Source organism: Streptomyces sp. NPDC058231 (genome assembly GCF_042882275.1).
Taxonomy (GTDB): Bacteria; Actinomycetota; Actinomycetes; order Streptomycetales; family Streptomycetaceae; genus Streptomyces.
The window spans coordinates 24,548-43,658 of sequence record NZ_JBHVWN010000063.1; the positions used below are offsets into that span (position 1 = coordinate 24,548).

At 72.4% G+C, this 19,111-nt stretch carries 15 protein-coding genes and 2 tRNA genes; 13 read left to right on the forward strand and 4 right to left on the reverse strand.

What is annotated here, in order from left to right; genetic code table 11:
• Nucleotides 1-44 precede the first annotated feature (44 nt).
• The 7 genes from ACFVXE_RS30475 (at nt 45) to ACFVXE_RS30505 (ending at nt 6,512) form a co-directional block, all read left to right on the forward strand.
• Entirely contained in the window at nt 45-980 is a 936-nt protein-coding gene (locus ACFVXE_RS30475; protein WP_389676007.1) for a phosphatase PAP2 family protein, read from the forward strand.
• Nucleotides 877-2,070, forward strand: coding sequence for a hypothetical protein (locus ACFVXE_RS30480; RefSeq protein ID WP_389676009.1), 1,194 nt, complete (start codon nt 877-879; stop codon nt 2,068-2,070). Before ACFVXE_RS30475 ends, ACFVXE_RS30480 begins: the two co-directional genes overlap by 104 nt.
• Nucleotides 2,061-3,677: a hypothetical protein gene (locus ACFVXE_RS30485; protein WP_389676010.1), complete on the forward strand. Its 1,617-nt coding sequence runs from the start codon at nt 2,061-2,063 to the stop codon at nt 3,675-3,677. Before ACFVXE_RS30480 ends, ACFVXE_RS30485 begins: the two co-directional genes overlap by 10 nt.
• Nucleotides 3,674-5,008, forward strand: a complete 1,335-nt coding sequence (locus ACFVXE_RS30490; protein ID WP_389676012.1) for an AAA domain-containing protein — start codon at nt 3,674-3,676, stop codon at nt 5,006-5,008. The genes ACFVXE_RS30485 and ACFVXE_RS30490 overlap by 4 nt, the downstream gene beginning before the upstream one ends.
• 137 nt (nt 5,009-5,145) lie before the next feature.
• Nucleotides 5,146-5,487 (forward strand): hypothetical protein, encoded by a 342-nt coding sequence (locus tag ACFVXE_RS30495; protein WP_389676014.1) that lies wholly within the window; start codon nt 5,146-5,148, stop codon nt 5,485-5,487.
• 220 nt (nt 5,488-5,707) lie between these two features.
• A complete protein-coding gene (locus tag ACFVXE_RS30500; protein ID WP_389676016.1) occupies nt 5,708-6,448 on the forward strand; it encodes a bifunctional DNA primase/polymerase in 741 nt (246 codons plus the stop codon).
• Nucleotides 6,439-6,512 (forward strand) — tRNA-Lys (locus ACFVXE_RS30505). The genes ACFVXE_RS30500 and ACFVXE_RS30505 overlap by 10 nt, the downstream gene beginning before the upstream one ends.
• 66 nt (nt 6,513-6,578) lie before the next feature.
• Here the strand turns inward: ACFVXE_RS30505 and ACFVXE_RS30510 are convergent.
• Nucleotides 6,579-7,796, reverse strand: a complete 1,218-nt coding sequence (locus ACFVXE_RS30510; RefSeq protein WP_389676017.1) for a M6 family metalloprotease domain-containing protein — start codon at nt 7,794-7,796, stop codon at nt 6,579-6,581.
• 588 nt (nt 7,797-8,384) lie between these two features.
• Between ACFVXE_RS30510 and ACFVXE_RS30515 the strand changes: the two genes are divergently transcribed.
• A complete protein-coding gene (locus ACFVXE_RS30515) occupies nt 8,385-10,124 on the forward strand; it encodes a putative bifunctional diguanylate cyclase/phosphodiesterase (RefSeq protein WP_389676032.1) in 1,740 nt (579 codons plus the stop codon).
• Nucleotides 10,125-10,194: 70 nt separating this feature from the next.
• On the opposite strand, the gene ACFVXE_RS30520 is transcribed toward ACFVXE_RS30515, so the two are convergent.
• Nucleotides 10,195-11,268, reverse strand: a complete 1,074-nt coding sequence (locus tag ACFVXE_RS30520; RefSeq protein ID WP_389676019.1) for an LLM class flavin-dependent oxidoreductase — start codon at nt 11,266-11,268, stop codon at nt 10,195-10,197.
• A gap of 61 nt (nt 11,269-11,329) precedes the next feature.
• Complete coding sequence (locus tag ACFVXE_RS30525) at nt 11,330-12,088, reverse strand: decarboxylase (protein WP_389676020.1); 759 nt, start codon at nt 12,086-12,088, stop codon at nt 11,330-11,332.
• Nucleotides 12,089-12,256: 168 nt separating this feature from the next.
• On the opposite strand from ACFVXE_RS30525, the gene ACFVXE_RS30530 reads away from it, so the two are divergent.
• Complete coding sequence (locus tag ACFVXE_RS30530) at nt 12,257-13,228, forward strand: D-2-hydroxyacid dehydrogenase (protein ID WP_389676022.1); 972 nt, start codon at nt 12,257-12,259, stop codon at nt 13,226-13,228.
• Between the two features lie 240 nt (nt 13,229-13,468).
• Here ACFVXE_RS30530 and ACFVXE_RS30535 read toward each other — a convergent pair whose 3' ends face one another.
• The gene (locus ACFVXE_RS30535) at nt 13,469-14,359 is read right to left on the reverse strand and encodes a helix-turn-helix transcriptional regulator (protein WP_389676024.1); all 891 of its coding nucleotides are present in this window, start codon (nt 14,357-14,359) and stop codon (nt 13,469-13,471) included.
• A 102-nt stretch (nt 14,360-14,461) separates the two neighbouring features.
• On the opposite strand from ACFVXE_RS30535, the gene ACFVXE_RS30540 reads away from it, so the two are divergent.
• The 4 genes from ACFVXE_RS30540 to ACFVXE_RS30555 all read left to right on the forward strand — a co-directional run bounded on the left by ACFVXE_RS30540 (nt 14,462) and on the right by ACFVXE_RS30555 (nt 19,068).
• Nucleotides 14,462-15,922, forward strand: a complete 1,461-nt coding sequence (locus ACFVXE_RS30540; protein ID WP_389676026.1) for an MFS transporter — start codon at nt 14,462-14,464, stop codon at nt 15,920-15,922.
• Nucleotides 15,923-16,468: 546 nt separating this feature from the next.
• Nucleotides 16,469-17,227 (forward strand): IclR family transcriptional regulator, encoded by a 759-nt coding sequence (locus ACFVXE_RS30545; protein WP_389676028.1) that lies wholly within the window; start codon nt 16,469-16,471, stop codon nt 17,225-17,227.
• A 97-nt stretch (nt 17,228-17,324) separates the two neighbouring features.
• Nucleotides 17,325-17,398, forward strand: a tRNA-Lys gene (locus tag ACFVXE_RS30550).
• Nucleotides 17,399-17,529: 131 nt separating this feature from the next.
• On the forward strand, nt 17,530-19,068 hold the full coding sequence (locus ACFVXE_RS30555) for an MFS transporter (RefSeq protein WP_389676030.1): 1,539 nt from the start codon (nt 17,530-17,532) through the stop codon (nt 19,066-19,068).
• Nucleotides 19,069-19,111: the final 43 nt, after the last annotated feature.

The window sequence follows — 19,111 nt, forward strand, 5'->3', positions numbered from 1 at the left end:
ACGCCCGCCGTCGGGCGCATGAACACATGATGGAGAGCATCCGGATGTCGCTTGCCACCGCCGCTCCCGCATCGCGGCACCGGCCTCGATGGTGGGCCGAGCTGCCGTTGATCGCGGTCGTGTACGCGGTCTACTCGGCGGGCCGGCTGCTGGTCCGCAGCGATGTGGCGACCGCCGTCGACCACGGGCTGCGGATACTGCATCTGGAGAAGACGCTCTTCCTCAACGCCGAGCATCCCCTCAACCGTCTGATGACCGCGCACGCCACGATCGGCATACCCGCCGACTTCGCGTACGCCTCGCTGCACTACGTGGTCACCCCGGCCGTCCTGATATGGATCTACCGGCGCCACTCGGCCGCGTACCGCGCCGCCCGCACCTGGCTGATGACGTCCACGCTGCTCGGGCTGATCGGGTTCGCGCTGATGCCGACCTGCCCGCCGCGGCTGCTCCACGCCACGCACGGCTTCGTCGACACGATGGCCCAGTACAGCTCGTACGGCTGGTGGGGCACCGAGGCGAGTGCGCCGCGCGGCATGGGCTGGATGACCAACCAGTACGCGGCGATGCCGAGTCTGCACGTCGGCTGGGCGCTGTGGTGCGGGATCCTGCTCTGGCGCCACGGGCGGCACCCGCTGGTCCGGGCCGTAGGCATCGCGTACCCGCTGGTCACCACGTTCGTCGTGATGGGAACCGCCAACCACTACTTCCTCGACGCGGTCGCGGGCGCCGCCGTGATGGGCGTCGGGGCCCTGCTCACCAAGCCGGTGATGCGGCTCGCCGACCTGGTCGGGGCGGCGGCAGCGACCCGCTTCGCACCGGCCTCCCCGGCCGGGAACTCCCCGATTGTCAGTGCCGGATGCAAGACTTCTACGGGTGAGCGAATCCCCGGCCAGCGGACCTCCTCCGCAGACTCCACCGGCAGCGCGGCACCGGCCGCCGCCGCAGCAGGCGACGACGCTCCGGCAGCGGCTCGCTGAACTGCGCGGCCCGGCGGTCGCGCCGCATCCGCTCGACGCCCGCGCGCTGGCCGCCCTCGCCGCCAACCCCGGCTGCAGACGGCGCGCGCTGCTGGACGGCGCCGGGGTGGACAAGGCCGCGCTGGCCGAGGCGCTCGGCGCTCCCGCCGCGTTCGGTCAGTCGCAGTTCGCGTTCATGCGGGGCAACGCCTTCGAGGCGAGGGTCAAGGCCGACGGCGGCACGGAGTTGATGCGCCTGCTGTACGAGCGGCTCGGCGGGGACGCCCCGGCGCCGCACGAGGTCCTGGTGCCGGATCTGGCCGCGGCCGGCCCCGAGGGCCGCGCGGCCCGAACGGCGCTGGCGCTGCGGGAGGCCACCGCGGCCGGTGGCTGGGCGCTGCTGGACCACCCCATGCTGGCCCTGGAGGTGGCGGGCTCGCCCGCCTATCTGGAACCGGACGCGGTGGTGGTGCACCCCGACGGCCGGTGGACGGTCGTGGAGATCAAGTCGTTCCCCATGATCGACAGTTCGGCGGACGCCGCGAAGGTCGGCGCGGCGGCCCGCCAGTCGGCCGTGTACGTGCTGGCCCTGGAGCGGATCGCTGCGGTCACGGCGGGTGCGGAGGTCCGCCACCGGGTGCTGCTGGTCTGCCCGAAGGACTTCTCCAACCTCCCGACGGCGTCCGTCGTCGACGTTCGCAAGCAGCGTGCGGTCACGCTCCGCCAGCTGACCCGGCTGACCCGGATCGAGGACATCGCCGCCGGGCTGCCCGAGGGCGCCACCTTCGACCCGGCGTGCCCGGCGCGGGAGCTGACCGAGGCGGTCGAGGCGGTCGAGGCGGCGTACGCGCCCGAGTGCCTGGCCGCCTGCGAGCTGGCCTTCCACTGCCGGGCGAAGGCGCGGGCCGCCGGTGCGGTGGAGGCTCTGGGGCGGAGCGTGCGGGGCGAGCTCGGCGGTCTGACGACGGTGGGCGAGGTGCTGGCCGCGGCAGCGGGCAAGGAGGGCGATCCGGCAGATCCGACGGTCGCCGCGCTGCGCCGGGCGGCGGCCCTGCGCGCGCAGGCGCTGGAGAACGGCGCACTCCTGGAAGGCAGCCCGGCATGTCGTTGATCAGCATCCTGGCACGGCTGGAGGCCGTGGAGAGCGGACGGGCACAGCCGCTGGCCACCGTCCGGCACCGCCATCTCACCGGCCGGCCGCTCGTCCTCGTACCGCTCACCACCGCCGGCGAGGCGGGCGCCCCGCTCGGCGCCCTGGTGGGGACCGACCGGGACGCGCCCCGGCTGCTCGTGGTGGCCCAGCCGCGCGACCGTGAACTGCGTTTCGTGTTCCTCGCCGAACTGGCCGAGGCGGTCCTGCCGCACATCGAGGCGTACGCGGACGTGGTCGAGCCCGCCGAACGCAACGAGACCGACCCCGGGACCGGGAAGAAGGTCAGGGTCGAGGTCGAGCTGTGCACGGACGCACCGCAGTTGATCGTGCCGAGCCGCGCGGGGCTGGAATTCGTCCGGCTGCTCGGCCGGTCCATGCGGTTCCGTCGCACCGCCGAGGACGACCCGGACACCCCGTACCCGGCTCCGCCCCGCGTCCCGCTGCTGGGCCGCTGGCTGACGCACTACGGGGAACGGGCCCGGGTGCCGGGTTCCTCGCTGCTCCTCGCCGTGACCGATCTGCTCAACCGGCACTGGGCGACCGGGCAGTCCTCGCTGGAGGACCAGCATCTGGGGGCGCTGCTCGCCTGGATCGACCCTCCGGCGGGCGGCTCGGGCGCGGAGGCCGCGCTCCGGGCCGAACTGTCGCGGGACGGCGGCGGCCAGCTGGTCTGCCCGCCCGCCGGCCCGGCGACGGACCCGGCGTTCGACAACCGGCTGCTCGCGCCCGCGATCGAGCGGTACGACCGGGCGCGTACGTCGCTGGCGGCGGCCGAGGACGGACTGGCGGCCGACGCCCGGCTCGCCGAACTCGCCGCCGCCGAGCGGGAGATCCGAGGTTTGCTCGCCGGGGTGCTGCGGCCGACCTGGGACGCGGTGTGGCGGGGGCTCGATCTGGTGGAACGGCTGCCTGCCGGGGCCAGGGCCGAGGACCGCTGGACCCGGGACCGCTGGTCGTTCACCGCCCACCGGGACCGGGTGCGGGCCGGGGAGCCGCCGCAGCCGCGCCGGGACGACGCGGTGACGGCAGCGCAGAAGCTCGCCTCGCGGGAGACCGCGCAGGCCCAGCTGGAGGCCCAGGAGGCGCTGGACGATCCGCTGGTGCTGGCCGGGCGGCGGCTGGCCGGCGAGGCGTTCGTCGGGGAGGTGACGGATGTGGTGATGGCGTACAGCGAGTCGAAGCGGCCGTCGCCGCGGCCGCTGGTCACGGTCCGGACGGACGAGCGCCCGCACCTCGGTGAGGGGACGAAGGTGTACCGCAGTCTGGACGGCAAGCCGCAGACCGCCGAGTTCGTGGCGTACACCGGCGCGGACCTCCCGGACGCGCAGGAGCGGCTGCTGGTGCTGCGGATCACCGACCGGATGGGCCGGAGCAAGGAGCCGGCCCCGGGTTCGCTGCCGGATCCGGGCGACCGGATCGCCTGGACGCTGTTCGAGCACGACCAGCGTGGCGGCCCGAAGCTGCCGGACCCGGAGGAGACGCCCTGGACGCACGGCGGTCCGCCGGGAGCCGCCGCCGGGCACACCGAGAGCCCTGACCCCGTGACCCCGGAGGACCTTCTGTGACGGCCGTATTCGACCCGGGCGCGGCAGCGGGACGGGCCACCGCCCAGATCCTGGACGACACGCTGAACGGCACGGCCCGCGGCATCGTGGTGGACTCCCCGCCGGGCGCGGGCAAGTCGACGCTCGTGGTGCGTGCCGCGCTCGAACTCGCCTCCGCAGGGCGCCCGTTGATGGTGGTCGCCCAGACCAACGCACAGGTCGACGACCTGGTGGTCCGGCTGGCCGAGAAGGACCCCGGGCTGCCGGTCGGCCGTCTGCACAGCAGCGACACCGACCCGTACGACAAAGCACTGGACGGCCTGGCCAACGTACGGAAATCGGCGAAGGCGGCGGATCTGGCCGGGCTCGACGTCGTCATCTCGACGGCGGCCAAGTGGGCGCACGTGAAGAACGTCGAGCCGTGGGGGCACGCGATCGTCGACGAGGCGTACCAGATGCGCTCGGACGCGCTGCTGGCCGTCGCCGGACTCTTCGAACGGGCGCTGTTCGTCGGCGATCCGGGCCAGCTGGACCCGTTCTCGATCGTCGGTGCGGAGCAGTGGGCCGGGCTGTCGTACGACCCGTCGGCGAGCGCGGTGTCGACACTGCTGGCGCACAACCCGGAGCTTCCGCAGCGCCGGCTTCCGGTGTCGTGGCGGCTGCCCGCGTCGGCCGCGCGGCTGGTCTCGGACGCGTTCTACCCGTATACCCCGTTCCGCAGCGGCACGGACCACGGCGACCGGCGGCTGTCGTTCGGTGTGCCGTCGGACGGCTCGGCCCCCGACCGGGTGCTGGACGAGGCCGCGGAGTCCGGCTGGGGTCTGCTCGAACTCCCGGCCCGGCACACTCCGCGCACGGATCCGGAGGCGGTACGGGCGGTGGCCCTGGTGGTACGCCGGCTGCTGGACCGGGGCGGCGCGGCGACGAGCGAGCGCTCCCCCGATCCGGTCCCGGTGACGGCGGACCGGGTCGCGGTGGGCACCGCCCACCGGGACCAGGCGGCGGCGGTCCGGGCGGCACTCGCCGAACTCGGTGTGACGGGTGTGGCGGTTGACACGGCGAACCGGCTCCAGGGACGCGAGTTCGATGTGACGGTCGTCCTGCACCCGCTGTCCGGACGCCCGGACGCCACGGCGTTCCACCTGGAGACGGGCCGGCTGTGCGTCCTGGCGTCCCGCCACCGCCACGCCTGCATCGTGGTCTGCCGGGCCGGCGTCGCGGAGCTGCTGGACGAACATCCGTCGACGGAACCGGTCCAGCTGGGGGTCACGGTCAAGTTCCCCGACGGCTGGGAGGCGAACCATGCCGTCCTGGCCCACCTCGCGGAGCACCGGGTGGCCTGGACCAGGTGACCCCACCGGGGCGCCGGGGGCGCGCGGCGCGGCGGGCGGCGTCCGGCGAGCGCCCCCTCGCACCGCCCTCGAAGCGCACTTGCGCCGGGTTGGACAATGGAGGGTGGCCGTCGGGCCGATCCGAGGAGGAACATCACATGGCACAACCCGAGCGGAACGAGCAGCAGCGGATGCGCCCCGCGCCCCTGCTCTTCGAGCCGTCGGCAGCCGTCGCCGATCCCGAGCACTTCTTCGACCTGGAGTCAATGGAGGACCCGAAGGAACTGCTGGCGCGCGCCACGGAGCTGACCCTGGCGTTCCGGGCAGCGACCGACCGTGCGGTCGAGTTCCAGGCGATCGCCGCCGCCCAGCTGGCCGACCCGCGCCGGTTCGACCGGCTCACCACGGCCGACATCGCGCAGCGCGCGGAGTGGACCGAGGACTACGCGAAGAAGATGGTCGAGTTCGGCCGGAGCCTGATGGGCGGCATGAAGCCGTGACGCCGCAGCGCCGGGCCGCGCGCCGCGCAGCCGGGCCGCCGGGCCTCTGCCCCCGTGAGGCACGGCGGTGACCCCGGTGCGTCCGGCCGCCGCCGGGGTCTGACTCCGGGTACAGCCAGGGGCATATGCCCGCGCGCAAGATACTCCTCCCCACCCCACCCTGTCCCGTTTTCCGACAACTCTCGGAATCCGGACCGTCACTCCCGGTAGACCTGCATGCATGAGCGCATGGCTGGCAGACGAATCGACCCCGTGTCCCCGCACCGGGTCCGGCACCCGATCCCGCACCGGCACCCACCACGGCGTCGACGTCTTCACCGCCCTGCGGGATCAGGCCGGGGACCAGAGCGCGCAGGTCACCGCCGCCGGAGCCGCCTGGCTCGCCGGCGCCTCGGCCTATCCGCGCTCCACGCTCGCCCAGTGGGAGGCCCACCCCGGCTCCCCCGGCGTGCTGCCGTGCGGGTCGGCGTTCGACGTGGTGAATGTGCCCGCGCTCTTCGGCCGACGGATGCTGGAGCATCTGTGGGCGGACGGACCCGGTTCCGGACCGGTCGCCACGCACCGCGGGCGGATGCTGCTCTTCGCCGCCCCGGGCACCGCCCAGCGGCTGCCGTCACTGCTCGACTGGGAGGAGTGGGGCGGCGCTCCGAGGCCGGGTGAGGACCAGGGTCCGGAACCGCTCCGGGAGGCCGCGGACCGCGAGGGCCGGATGCCGCCGCTGCTCTGCCACGGCACCGGCGACGCGGTGACCGTCCCGCCCCTGGCCTGCGGCTCCGCTGCCGCCGGCCCCCGCTGGGTGGTCGCCCCCGACACCCGCAACCCTTGGCTTCCGGGCCCTGACGTCCTGCTCTGGGCCTGTGTGCGGGTGACCCGGTCGACGCCTCCCGGAGCTGTTCGGATTTCGATTTTTCCTCCCGCCGATCAGGGTGCTAATGTCTACGACGTCAGCAGGCGCCGCTAGCTCAGTTGGTTAGAGCAGCTGACTCTTAATCAGCGGGTCCGGGGTTCGAGTCCCTGGCGGCGCACAGACGGAAGAAGCCCCTCGCGCAAGCGGGGGGCTTCTTCGTTTTCCGCGCCGGGATCTGCCGGGCCTACTTCGTACCGGTGGTGATCCGGACCGTCCACGCACCCGACGGCGTCCGGTCCGCGACCTCGATCCTGGTGTGCTCGCCGGGGATGGAGTACGTCTCACCGACCCGCAGCGGCGCGTCCGCGAGCGGCGGGTAGACCGACTGGTCCCAGCAGGCGTCGGAGTGCGGGTGGGTGTCGATGACCTGGATGGGGCCGCCGCCGGACGGCGTCTCGTTGCGCACCCGGTAGAGCAGCACCCCTTCGGTGCACGTGGCCCGGTCGTTGCCGATGGCGCTCCGGGCTTCCAGGGCCACCGCGCTGCCCTCGCCGGTTCTGATCACCGCGAGCCGGGTCCCGATGGACGCGCCGGGGACCGGCACGGCGGCCATCGGTTCCAGGGTGATGTCCTGGTCGTGCTGGATGCACGCCACCTGTCTGCGGTCCAGCCAGCCCAGCTTCCACTTCTGCCAGCCGAACAGATCCGGCGCCAGACCGAACTGGCTGCCCATCACGTCCCAGTCGCCGACGTAGGTGTCCCAGTCGCCCTTGCCGTCCGACGGCCGGTGGTAGAGATCGGGCAGGTCGAAGACGTGCCCGGTCTCGTGGGCCAGCACGTTGCGGTCCGGCGGGTGCTGTTCGAAGACGGTGACGAGCCGACCGATGTCCGCACCGTCGGCGTGCAGCGGCCGGTCGAAGTTGACGACCTTGGTGGCGTCGGAATCGACACCGGGCGCGTCCGGGTCGGCGATCAGATAGACGATGCCGTACTTCGCGAAGTCGACCTGGTCATCGGCCGCGGCGATCGCGTCACGCAGATAGGCGCTGCGCCGCTTGTTGTCCCAGTCGCGCTTTATCCCGTACCAGGTGGAGCGGTGCGGCATCTGGATCCACCGCGGCTGCGCATGCGGGCGCAGGGTGAACTTCCCGTACGAGGCGCGCTGGAAGAACCGGGTGGTGGCGGGGAAGTAGTCGGCGGCGAGCTCGCGGGGGGTGGTGACGGGACGCGCGTCCGGGAAGGAGAGGAAGATCATTACGGCGTCGAGGGCGTGGTCGGGGCGCGGGTAGGCGTCGTTCCATTCGTCCAGTCCCAGCGAGTGGTGGGCCGAGGTCCGGGGCAGGGCGCACGGACCCACATCACCCGTGGCCGCGACGGCCGGACCCGCTACGAGGGAGGTGGCGGCGAGCGCCAGGAGAGAGACCAGGCCGGCCACCACGGCACGCGGACTCGGCTTCTCCACTCCCCCGGGTCCGTGCTGACGCGGCACATCAACCTCCGGGTGCAGAATGCGGGGACACGCATTCCAGCCTGTGCCGGTTCGGGGGTGTACGCCCTGTTGTGCTGCCCCACCCGTGTCAGGGGGCGACTCGCGCAAGCCTCTTTACGGACAGTCACATTTGATCACCGCGTCGACGGGAAGCGGGCTCTGGATCAACCCGGGGGCAACTAAAGCTGGCATAGGCACTCATAAACGATCAATCATGGGCAAACCTGAGCCATGCGCCAATGGCCCATGCGGGTCGCTCCTCGGGGCCGGAACGGCTGCGGAGCTGGAACGGGCCGGACAACAGCATCTATGCTTCACCACGCTTTCCTGCGTGGTTTCCGCCCCCGGCAACGGCGCTCCACGCGGCTGGCCAGTCCGACCACAACTGTTCGGGACAGAACTGCACGGCGGGAGTGAGCGGTGAGCGGAACCTCCGAAGGGCCGAGGCCCCCGGCAGGCACAGCACCCCCTACCGCACGATCGCCGATCACGGAGAGTGATACTGGGGTGGTTGCGGAGGCCGCCGATTACCGGGCCGCCTTCCGGGCTGCCACCCTCCCGATGGCCGTCGTCGACCACGAGGGTCTGGTGGTCACCGCCAACGATGCCCTCGGCGACCTGCTCGGCTCCGATGCCCTGGCACTGGCCGCCCAGTCCGCGTCCGATCTGCTCGACCTCGCGTCCGACGTCCGTACCTGGCACGCCTATCGCGAGGTGCTGCGCGGCCGGCGTTCCCGGTTCCGCTGCACCCGGAGGCTGAAGCATCCCGACGGCCGCTCGATGTGGTCCGAGATCACCGTCGTGCCGATGCCGGAGACCGAGGCAGGGACCGGGACCGAAGCCGGCGCCGGGACCGGTGCGGGCGTCCCGGGCCGCTCCGCCGTGCTGCTCACGATCACCGACATCAGCGACCGGCGCGAGCTGCAGAAACGGCTGCGGCATCTGCAGATGCACGACCCGGTGACCCGGCTGCCCAACCGGACGCTGTTCTTCGAGCGGCTCTCCGCCGCCCTGGAATCCCCGCCGTACCAGGACGACAGCCTCCCGCGGCACAGCCGCATCGGCCTCTGCTACCTCGACCTGGACGGCTTCAAGGCCGTCAACGACACCCTGGGCCACCGGATCGGCGACCGGTTGCTCGCCGCCGTCGCCGCCCGGCTCACCGACTGCGCCGAACGGGAGAGCCCGCACCGCCCCGGCGGCTCGCTCGTGGCACGCCTGGGCGGCGACGAGTTCGCGATCCTCGTCGAGGAGTCCGCCGGCACGCAGCAGCTCACCGACCTGGCCCGGGCGGTGCTCGCCACGCTCCAGAAGCCGTTCGACCTGGCCGGCCAGCGGCTGGAGGTGTCGGCGTCGATCGGGGTGGTGGAGCGGGCCGTCGCGGGGACCTCGGCCACCGGTCTGATGCAGGCCGCCGACACCACGCTGTACTGGGCGAAGGCGGACGGCAAGGCCCGATGGACGCTCTTCGACCCCGAGCGCAACGCGCACCGGATGACCCGGCAGGCGCTCTCGTCCACGCTCCGGCCGGCCGTCGAACGCGGCGAGTTCACGATCGAGTACCAGCCACTGGTCGGGATGGCGGACGGGGTCGTACGCGGGGTGGAGGCCCTGGTCCGCTGGAACCACCCGCAGTTCGGCATGCTCTCGCCGAACCGGTTCGTGGCCATCGCCGAGGAGGACGGCTCGATCGTCCAGCTCGGCCGGTGGGTTCTGCGGTCGGCCTGCCGCCAGGCCAGACGCTGGCAGCTGGATCATCCCGCCGAGTCGCCGCTGTTCATCAGCGTCAATGTCGCCGTACGGCAGGTCTGGGACTCCGACCTGGTCACCGATGTCGCGGAGATCCTGACGGAGACCGGCCTCGCGCCCGGGCTGCTGCAGCTGGAGCTGACCGAGTCCGCGGTGATGGGCTCGGCGGGCCGCCCGCTGGAGGCGCTCCAGAAGCTCAGCGACATGGGGGTCCGGATCGCCATCGACGACTTCGGGACCGGTTACTCGAACCTGGCCTACCTGAGCCGGCTGCCGGTCTCGGTACTGAAGCTGGACGGCTCGTTCGTACGCGGCTTCCGTTACGACGACGGAGCGCACCCCAGTCCCGCCGACGAGACGATCGTCGAGGCGATGGTGCAGCTCGCGCACCGGCTGGGGCTGACGGTGACGGCGGAGTGCGTGGAGACCGCGGTGCAGGCCGAACGACTGCGGCGGATCGGCTGCGACACGGGACAGGGCTGGCTCTACTCCCGGGCGGTGGCCCCGGAACGCATCGCGGAACTGATCGGCGCCAGCCCCCTGCAGCACTGAGCGGGCCGCGCCCTTCCACGCCCGCGGTCCGCCCGGTCGCCCGCGAACGGGGCGACCGGGCGGGCAGTTCTCAGGCGGGCAGCCCGTACGCGTCGGCGATCAGGTCGTAGCTCCGCAGCCGCGCGTCCCCGCCGTGCGCATTGGCCGTGATCATCAGCTCGTCCGCCCCGGTCCGCTTCGCCAGGTCGTCCAGGCCGCCGCGTACCTCGTCCGCCGTCCCGTAAATGACATTGCCGAGCCAGCTGTCGACGAACTCCTGCTCCATCGGGCTGAAGGGGTACGCCTCCGCCTCCTCCGGGGTCGGGACCAGACCCGGGCGGCCGGTGCGCAGACGCACCATCGACAGGGCGCCGGTCAGCACCTGGCGGCGGGCCTCGCGCTCCTCGTCGGCAGCCAGCGCCGACACACCGATGAGGGCGTACGGGGCGTCCAGCACCGCCGACGGCTTGAACGACTCCCGGTACAGGTCGAGCGCCGGAACGGTGTTCTGCGCCGAGAAGTGGTGGGCGAAGGCGAACGGCAGGCCGAGGACGCCGGCCAGCCGCGCGCTGAAGCCGGAGGAGCCGAGCAGCCAGATCGGCGGACGGCCCGCAGGACCCTGCACCGGGCCCGGGACCGCGTGGATCCGCGCGTAGGGGTGGCCGTCGGGGAAGTCGTCGTCCAGGAACCGGGTCAACTCGGCGAGCTGCTGCGGGAAGTCGTCGGCGCCCTCGTTCAGCCGGTCCGTACGGCGCAGCGCGGCGGCGGTCGCACCGTCCGTGCCGGGGGCGCGGCCGAGGCCGAGGTCGATGCGGCCGGGGGCCATGGCCTCCAGGGTGCCGAACTGTTCGGCGATGACCAGCGGCGCGTGGTTGGGCAGCATCACCCCGCCGGAGCCGAGCCGGATCCGCTCGGTGCGGGCGGCGAGGTGGGCCAGGATCACTGCCGGGGACGACGAGGCGACGCCGGGCATGGAGTGGTGCTCGGCGACCCAGAGGCGGTGGTAGCCACGGCGTTCGGCGAGCTGTGCGATGTCCACACTGGTACGCAGGGCCTGGGTCGCGGTGCGGCCCTGCCCCACCGTCACCAGGTCGAGCACCGAGAGCGGCACGGAAGCCGTTCCCCCGACGCCGCCGCGAATGTCGTCGCCTCGGTTCTTTTCCACGTGAAGGCCTCTCCGGTGATGCTCGTACGTCCGGGGAGAGCTAACAGGAGGTTGTCTCCGTTTATTCCCCGTCGATCGTCCTCCCGGCAGGGGCGGGCGGCGCCTCCCGAGCGGCGAAGAGCGCGCCCAGCTGTGGCGCCCAAGCGCGGCGACGCGCCAGCCGGAGCGCCTCGAACACCGCCACCTGGTTCGCGGTGAGGACCGGTTTGGAGAGGAGTTCCTCCAGGTCACGGATGTGCGCTGCGGTGTGCACGGCGTTGCCCGGCAGCAGCACCGCCCCGGCTTCCGGGCGGTCCGCGGCGACCACGAGTTCCTTCAGCCGGTCCACGCCCCACGCGGCGGCCTCGGCGGCGGTGACGGCACCGCCGCTGTGCGTGGCGACCACGTCCACACCCGCGGACGACAGGAGGCCGGTGAAGAGTCCGGCGGTCTCCTCGGACCAGGGTGCGGCGACCGCGACCCGTGCGACACCCAGTCCCTGTACCGCGTGGACGAAGGCGAGCGAGGTGCTGGACGCGGGCAGGCCCGCGGCCCGGGCCAGGGTGGTGCTCTGCTCGCGGGCGCCCTCCCATCCGTACACACAGCTTCCGCCGGTGCTGGCCCAGACCACCGACTCGGCGCCGGCCCGCCGCAGCTCCTCGACCCCGGCGGCGAGGCGTTCGGGGGCACCCCGCTGCCGCAGGGTGCCGGTGCGGTGGTCGTCCTCGCCCGGCTCCGTCCGGTTCACGACGAGCCTGATGGTGGTGTCGAGGATGACCTCCATGCGCGGGAAGTCGTCGTCGGCGAAGTGGCCCGGGTAGAGGAATCCGACGGTCGTCATATGCGCCCTCCTGTGCTGCGGGATCGCTGTACTGCCGCTGCCCTCCTCTCTGCCCAGTATTCCTCCGGCGTCCGCACCGACGGCGGCGCTGCCGTTGACGGGGGCGTGCGCGGGTGCAAGCGTGGTCAATCCACATATCTCAGACGTCGACGAAACGACCGCCCTCTGATGCCAGAGCCCACGCTCCTCGTCCTCGACGCCGATCCCCCGCCCCGGCTCGGCGCCCTGACCGGACGGGCCCGGATCCGCTACACGGACGGGGCCGGCCTCGCCGGGGAGCTGCCGCACGCCGATGCCCTGCTCGTCTGGGACTTCACCTCCGACGCGGTGCGCGCCGCCTGGCCGGGGGCCGGGCCGCGGCCCCGCTGGGTGCATACGGCGAGCGCGGGGGTGGACCGGCTGCTCTGCCCGGAGCTGGCCGAATCGGACACCGTGCTGACCAACGCGCGGGGCATCTTCGAGCAGCCGATCGCCGAGTACGTGCTGGGACTGGTGCTGGCGTTCGCCAAGGACGTCCCCGGCACGCTGGAGTCGCAGCGTGGGCGGCACTGGCACCACCGCGAGTCGCAGCAGGTCGCCGGGGCGCGCGCGGTGGTGGTCGGGGCCGGGCCGATCGGACGGGAGATCACCCGGCTGCTGATCGCGCTGGGGGTGCAGGTGGCGCTCGTGGGACGCACCGCGCGGCGCACCATCCACGGCGTCGAGGATCTGGACCGGCTGGCGGCGCTCGCCGACTGGGTGATCTGCGCGGCGCCGCTGACGGAGCAGACGCACGGGATGTTCGACGCGCGGTTCTTCGGGCTGATGCAGCCGTCGGCCCGCTTCATCAACGTGGGGCGCGGACCGCTGGTCGTCGAGGACGATCTGGCCGACGCGCTGCGCAGGAGGTGGATCGCCGGCGCGGCCCTCGACGTGTTCCGGCAGGAGCCGCTGGATCGGGGGAGCGGGCTGTGGGACGTGCCGGGGCTGATCGTGTCGCCGCACATGAGCGGGGACACCGTCGGCTGGCGGGACCGGCTGGGTGAGCAGTTCGTGGCGATGTACGAACGGTGGGCGGCCGGGGAGCCGCTGCCGAACGTCGTCGACAAGCGGCGGGGCCACGTCCCCTCGCCGGATGTCCTCGACGCCCCGGGAATTTGAGTTCGCCCTTCTGACCGTGGGAGATCTTGCGGGCGAGGCTGTGGCGGGACCCCTCTCAGTTGAGCTGGGCGTTGATACGCCGCCGCAGCAGCCCATCGGTGAAGGACGGGTGCCGAGGGGCCGCTGCTGCTCGACCCCGGACACCGGGCGGCCTGTCGGCGCACACCCTCGAACCGGCGGGGTGCCCGGACCCACGGACGTACGGCGGCGGAGCGTAGCTCTCAGGCTTCGGGCCGGTCGTCAGGCCCCGGCAGCCGAACCGTCGGCGGAGTCGCCGCGGGAGGTCCACGCCGGTGCGGCGCCGACCAGCGAGTCGAGGCGTTCCAGGCGCTGGGCGGTGGCGGCATCGGAGGGCGTCATGACGATGATCCGCTCGCCCCGTGCCCGGTCCAGCCACAGGCTCTGGAACTGGACGTCGAGGGCGCCGACGCGCGGTGACCGGTAGCGGCGCAGCTGGGTGCGGTCGCCCACGACTTCGTACGACTCCCAGTGCCGCACGAAGTCCGGAGACTCCTGGCGCAGCCGGGTGATCAGCGCGTTCCAGCGGGGGTCGTCGCGGTGTTCCGGCTGGCGGGTGCGGAGCCTCGCGGTGATTTCGCGAAGGACGGTGTCCTCGTCGACCAGGCTGTTGCGCCAGCTCGGTTCGGTGAACATCAGCCATGCGCAGTTGCGTTCCTCGACCGGGTACGCGTCCAGGTCGGCGAACAGGTACCGATAGGTGCGATTGGCCGCGACCAGGTCGTAGCAGCCGGTCTGCACGGCGGCCGGGTACGGCAGCAGCTTCGCCAGGACGGCGGTGTGCTCGGGGCGCAGGTCCACGGGCGGTCCTGGCTCGGTGGCCGTGCCACGGCCCGCGAGCACCATCAGGTGCCGGTGCTCGGCGGCATCCAGGCGCAGGACGCGCGCCACCGCGTCCAGTACCTGGTCGGACGCGTTCTTGGCCCGCCCCTGTTCGAGCCACGTGTACCAGGTGACCCCGACTCCGGCGAGCTGCGCGACCTCCTCGCGCCGCAGACCGGGTGTGCGGCGCCGGCCGCCCGCGGGCAGGCCCACGTCACCGGGGGTGACGCGGGCGCGGCGGGCGCGCAGGAAGGCGCCGAGGGCGCTGCGGTCGGGTGTCGAAGCGGTCACCACCCCAGTGTCATGTCTCGGGGCCGGTGGATCCAGGTAGTGCTGGTACCTCTATAACCAGGCTCCTGGTACCAGGATGACGGGGGGCGCAGGGTCGTGTTCATGACCGCACAGACAGTTCCCGCCGCGCACACCGTGGCGCCGCACCCGGCGCGCGCCCTCACCGGCGCCGGCCTCGCCGTCCTGCTCGTCGCCTACCTGCCCGTGAACATGACGTTCGGGTCGGTCAACCTGCTCGAACCCGCGATCACCGCGGACCTCGGCGTGACCGTGTCGGGCGGGCAGCTCGTGCTGTCCGCGTACACCACGGCGTTCGCCGCGACCCTCGTCGTCGCGGGGCGCCTGGGCGACAGGTTCGGACGGCGCCGGCTGCTCGCGGCCGGTGTCGGCGCGTTCGGCGTGGCCTCCGTGCTCGCCGCACTCGCACCGAACCTGGTCACACTCGTCGTGCTGCGCGCCGTACTGGGCATCGCCGCCGGCCTGTTCACCCCGCAGGTCCTGTCCACCATCCAGTCCACGGCGCCCGAGAAGCTGCGGGCGTTGGGCGTCACACTGTTCGCCGCCGTCAGCGGCATCGCGACCGTCACCGGACAGCTCCTCGCGGGCGCCGTGGCCCAGGCCGCCGGTGACCACTGGGGCTGGCGGCTCGTCCAGATGCTCACCGGGGCGATAGGAGCGGCCGCGCTGCTCGCCCTGCGCACTGTGCCCGAGTCGCGCTCGACGGCACCGCTCGCGCTCGATCTGCGCGGGGCCGCGCTCCTCGGCACGGGCCTGCTCCTCGTCGTGGTGCCCCTGACGCTCGGCACCTCCGCGGGCGGTCCTGCCCCGGTGCTCGCGATGCTGGCCGCCGGCGGTGCGGTGCTCGCCGTCTTCGCCCGCTCGCAACGCGCCGCCGAACGCCGCGACGAACTGCCCGTCGTACCGCCGAGCGTGCTGCGCACCCCGGCCGTAAGCCAGGGCCTGATCATGACGCTGCTGTTCTTCACCGGTTACGGGGCCTTCCTGTACGAGTTCTCGGCGCTCTCCCAGGGCGCGTTCGGCGTGGACGCCTGGGGTGCCGTCGTGCTGCTGCTCGGGTTCGGCGCGGCGTTCGTCGTCACCGCCCTCGCCCTGCCGGCCGTGGAACGCCGCACCGGACGCTGGACGATGACGGGTGCGGCCATCGGGCAGGCGGCTGTGCTCCTGGGCCTCGCCCTCACCGTGAGCGGCACCCACGGTGGGACCCCGTCGGCCCTGCAGCCGCTCCTGATCGTGCTCGGTGTCACCCAGGCCCTGATGTACGGGCCGGTCCTCCGCACGGTCCTGTCCCGCACACCGACCTGGGCGGCGGGTGTCGCCGGTGGACTCTTCACCACGTTGCAACAGCTCGGTCTCGGCCTGGGCGTGGCGCTCCTGGGCGGCGTCTTCCATGCTGTGGCCACCGCAACGGCGGGCGGTCCCGCCGCCGGACTGCCCCACGGTTTCGCCGTCGCCGTGACCGTACAGGCCGCCCTGGCTCTGGCATTCGCCTTCCTGGCCGCCCGTATCGCACGGGCCGGGGCCGGGCGGCCGGAAGCGATCTGAACGGCGTTGCGGCGTCGCGGCCGTCGGGTCCCAGCCGGCGGGCAGCGGTGCGGGGCGGCCGGGACCCGAGGTGACGGCGGTGAAGCCAGGACCGGCCGCCTCGACGGCGGTCATCAGTTCAAGGACATGCTGCGCGAGCAGACCCGAGGCGCGGTCTGCCGTCCCGGAGCGGAGGGCCCGCGCCATGTCGAGCACGCCCGCCCCACGTCCGGTCGGGGCGCCGTCCACCGGCAGCTGCCGGTTTCCTGGGCCGTTCCTACCCGGACCCCGGCATCACTCCCGGTCCGGGTGGCCCGGACAGCGGGGCCGGTTCGACGGAAAAATCTTCTCCCGCCTCCGCGTACGAACGTACGCGCGAGTTCCTCCTCGCACCGCCGTGACCTCGCCCTCCGTCGGTCGTCAATGACACCGGCATATGCCGTACGGGTGAGCCCCAGATGACGACGCCGGGTCGCCCCGAGAACTCATCAACAGGCCCCCCTCAAACACCTGTTGGCGGCTATCGTGGTGCAAAAGCTTGCGGTCACAACCTGGTGGGGGGAAACCGTGGCGTTGAAGCCTGAACCGACCGCGCCGTTCCACTCGGTGCAGTTCGCCCTTCGCGTTCTCGAAACAGTCTCCAAGCACGGCGACGGTGTGACGGACGGCCAGCTCTCCCGGGAGACGGGACTGCCGGCCGGGCACCTCGCCTCGCTGCTGCTGACGCTGCGGCGCGAAGGATATGTCGAGCAGGTGTCCGACGGCGCCTATGTGATCGGCGCCTCCCTCCTGCAGCTCGGCTCCGGCGCCGCCCGCAGGCAGGCACTGGCGAACCGGCTTCAGCAGACCCTGATCCAGCTGCGCGACTCGGTCGGCGCCGCGGTCTACATAAGCCGGTACGTCGACGGCGAGATCCAGGTCACGCAGTACGCCGACGGTCCGCGCACCCCGGCGGTCAACGAGTGGGTGGACTTCCGGTCCACCGCGCACGCCAGTGCGATCGGCAAGTGCCTGCTGACCCAGCTCGACCAGAACGGCCGCCGCGACCACATCTCCCGCCACAAGATCACCCGGCTCACCTCGCGGACCATCACCAGCGAGAAGGCCCTCTTCTCCAAGCTGGACAGCCAGCCCGCGACGGTCCCGGTGCTCGACCTCCAGGAGTACGCGGTCGGCACGGTCTGCGCGGCCGTGCCACTCACGGCAGGCTCCTCGGCGGGCTGCCTGGCACTGTCCCTGCCGGTCGAGCACGCGCACCGGCTGCGCTCGGCGGCGGACACGCTGAACCGGCGGGCGGCTCCGGTCCTGCTGTCACTGGCCCTCTAGAGCGCCCGGCGGCCGGCGCCACCGGGCGGCTCCGGCGCCCGCGGCGGAGCGTGTCATCAGCACCCCCGAGGACCAGGTATTATTTTCGAGTCAGCAGGCGCCGCTAGCTCAGTTGGTTAGAGCAGCTGACTCTTAATCAGCGGGTCCGGGGTTCGAGTCCCTGGCGGCGCACAGACAACGCACTGGGCGGTCCATGTACTTACGTGGACCGCCCAGTGCGTTTTCCGCTGCCCAATGTTCCATACAAACGTATTACACAGGCGTACTAGACAGCTGTTTTAAACGCTCGTATATTTCCTGGCATGACGAACGCGACGAGCACCACCACTGACCCCAGTGACCTCGCCGGCCGCAAGGAATGGACCGCGTTCGTGGTCCTCCTGCTCCCTCTCCTCCTGGTCTCGATGGACGTCTCCGTCCTCTTCTTCGCGATCCCCTCCATCGACCGGGACCTCGCACCCAGCGCCACCCAGCAGCTGTGGATCTTCGATGTGTACGCCTTCGCCCTGGCCGGACTGCTCATCACGATGGGGTCGCTCGGCGACCGGATCGGCCGCCGCAAACTGCTCCTCCTCGGGGCGGTCGCGTTCAGTGCCGCGTCCGTCGCCGCCGCCTACGCCACGAGCCCCGAGATGCTCATCGGGGCGCGGGCGCTGCTCGGGATCGGCGGGGCGACACTGATGCCTTCGACGATGGGACTCGTGCGGAACATGTTCCGCAACGAGCAGCAGCGCAGCCGCGCGGTCGGCATCTGGTCCGGCGCCATGGCGGGCGGGATCGCCCTCGGCTCCGTACTGAGCGGGGTCATGCTGGAGCACTTCTGGTGGGGTTCGGTCTTCCTGATCAACGTTCCCGCGATGGTGCTGCTGCTGATCCTGGTGCCGGTGCTGGTCCCCGAGTTCAAGGACCCGGACCCGGGCCGCTTCGACCTGCTGAGCGTGCCGCTGTCGATGGGGGCCGTGCTGCCGGTCATCTACGGGGTCAAGGAGAGCGCCGCGCACGGACTCGACCCGCGCAACGCTCTCCTCGTCGCCGCGGGGCTGCTCATCGGCTGGGCGTTCGTCCGGCGTCAGCGCAGCCGCGGGGACGCGATGATCAGCCGGGAACTGTTCCGCGGCCGGGGGTTCGCCGCCGGGATCGGCCTGAACTCCCTCGCCTCGTTCGCGATGATGGGCTCCGCCTTCTTCACCACCCAGTACCTGCAATCGGTGCTCGGCATGTCCACGATGGAGGCCGCGCTCTGGAGCCTGGCCCCGTCGCTGGCGGTGGGGGCCGCGGCCCCGACGGCCACGGCGATCGCCCAGCGCACCGACCGCAGATACGTCATCGCCGCAGGGTTCGTCATCGCCGCCGCAGGGTTCTCCCTGCTGTCCCTGGCCGGTACGGACTCGCTGTGGCTGCTGCTCATCGGCTCGGCCGTGATGAGCTCCGGCATCGTCACCGTGATGGCGCTCGTCTCGGACCTGGCGCTGGCGACCGCCCCGCCGGAGAAGGCCGGTTCGGCCGCGTCACTGCTGGAGACCGGTCAGGAGTTCGGCGGTGCGACGGGCATGGCGCTGCTGGGCGCGGTCGCCACCGCGGTGTACGGCGCGGACCTGCCGGACTCGGCGCCGGAGGCTGCCCGCAAGACGCTCCCCGGGGCCCTGGCGACGGGGGACGCCTCACTGATCTCGGCGGGCCGGGAGGCGTTCGTGCACAGCATGCAGTACGCCTCGGTGGCAGGGGCGGCGATCCTGCTGACGGGTGCGGTGCTGACGGTCACACTGCTGCGCCGACACCGGGCGGGCGACGCGGACGCGGCCCTGAAGGAGCCGGCCGGATCGGCCACGGCCGCCGCTTGAGGCCGACGGACGCGCGATCGGCCACGACGGCCCCGTCCAGGGC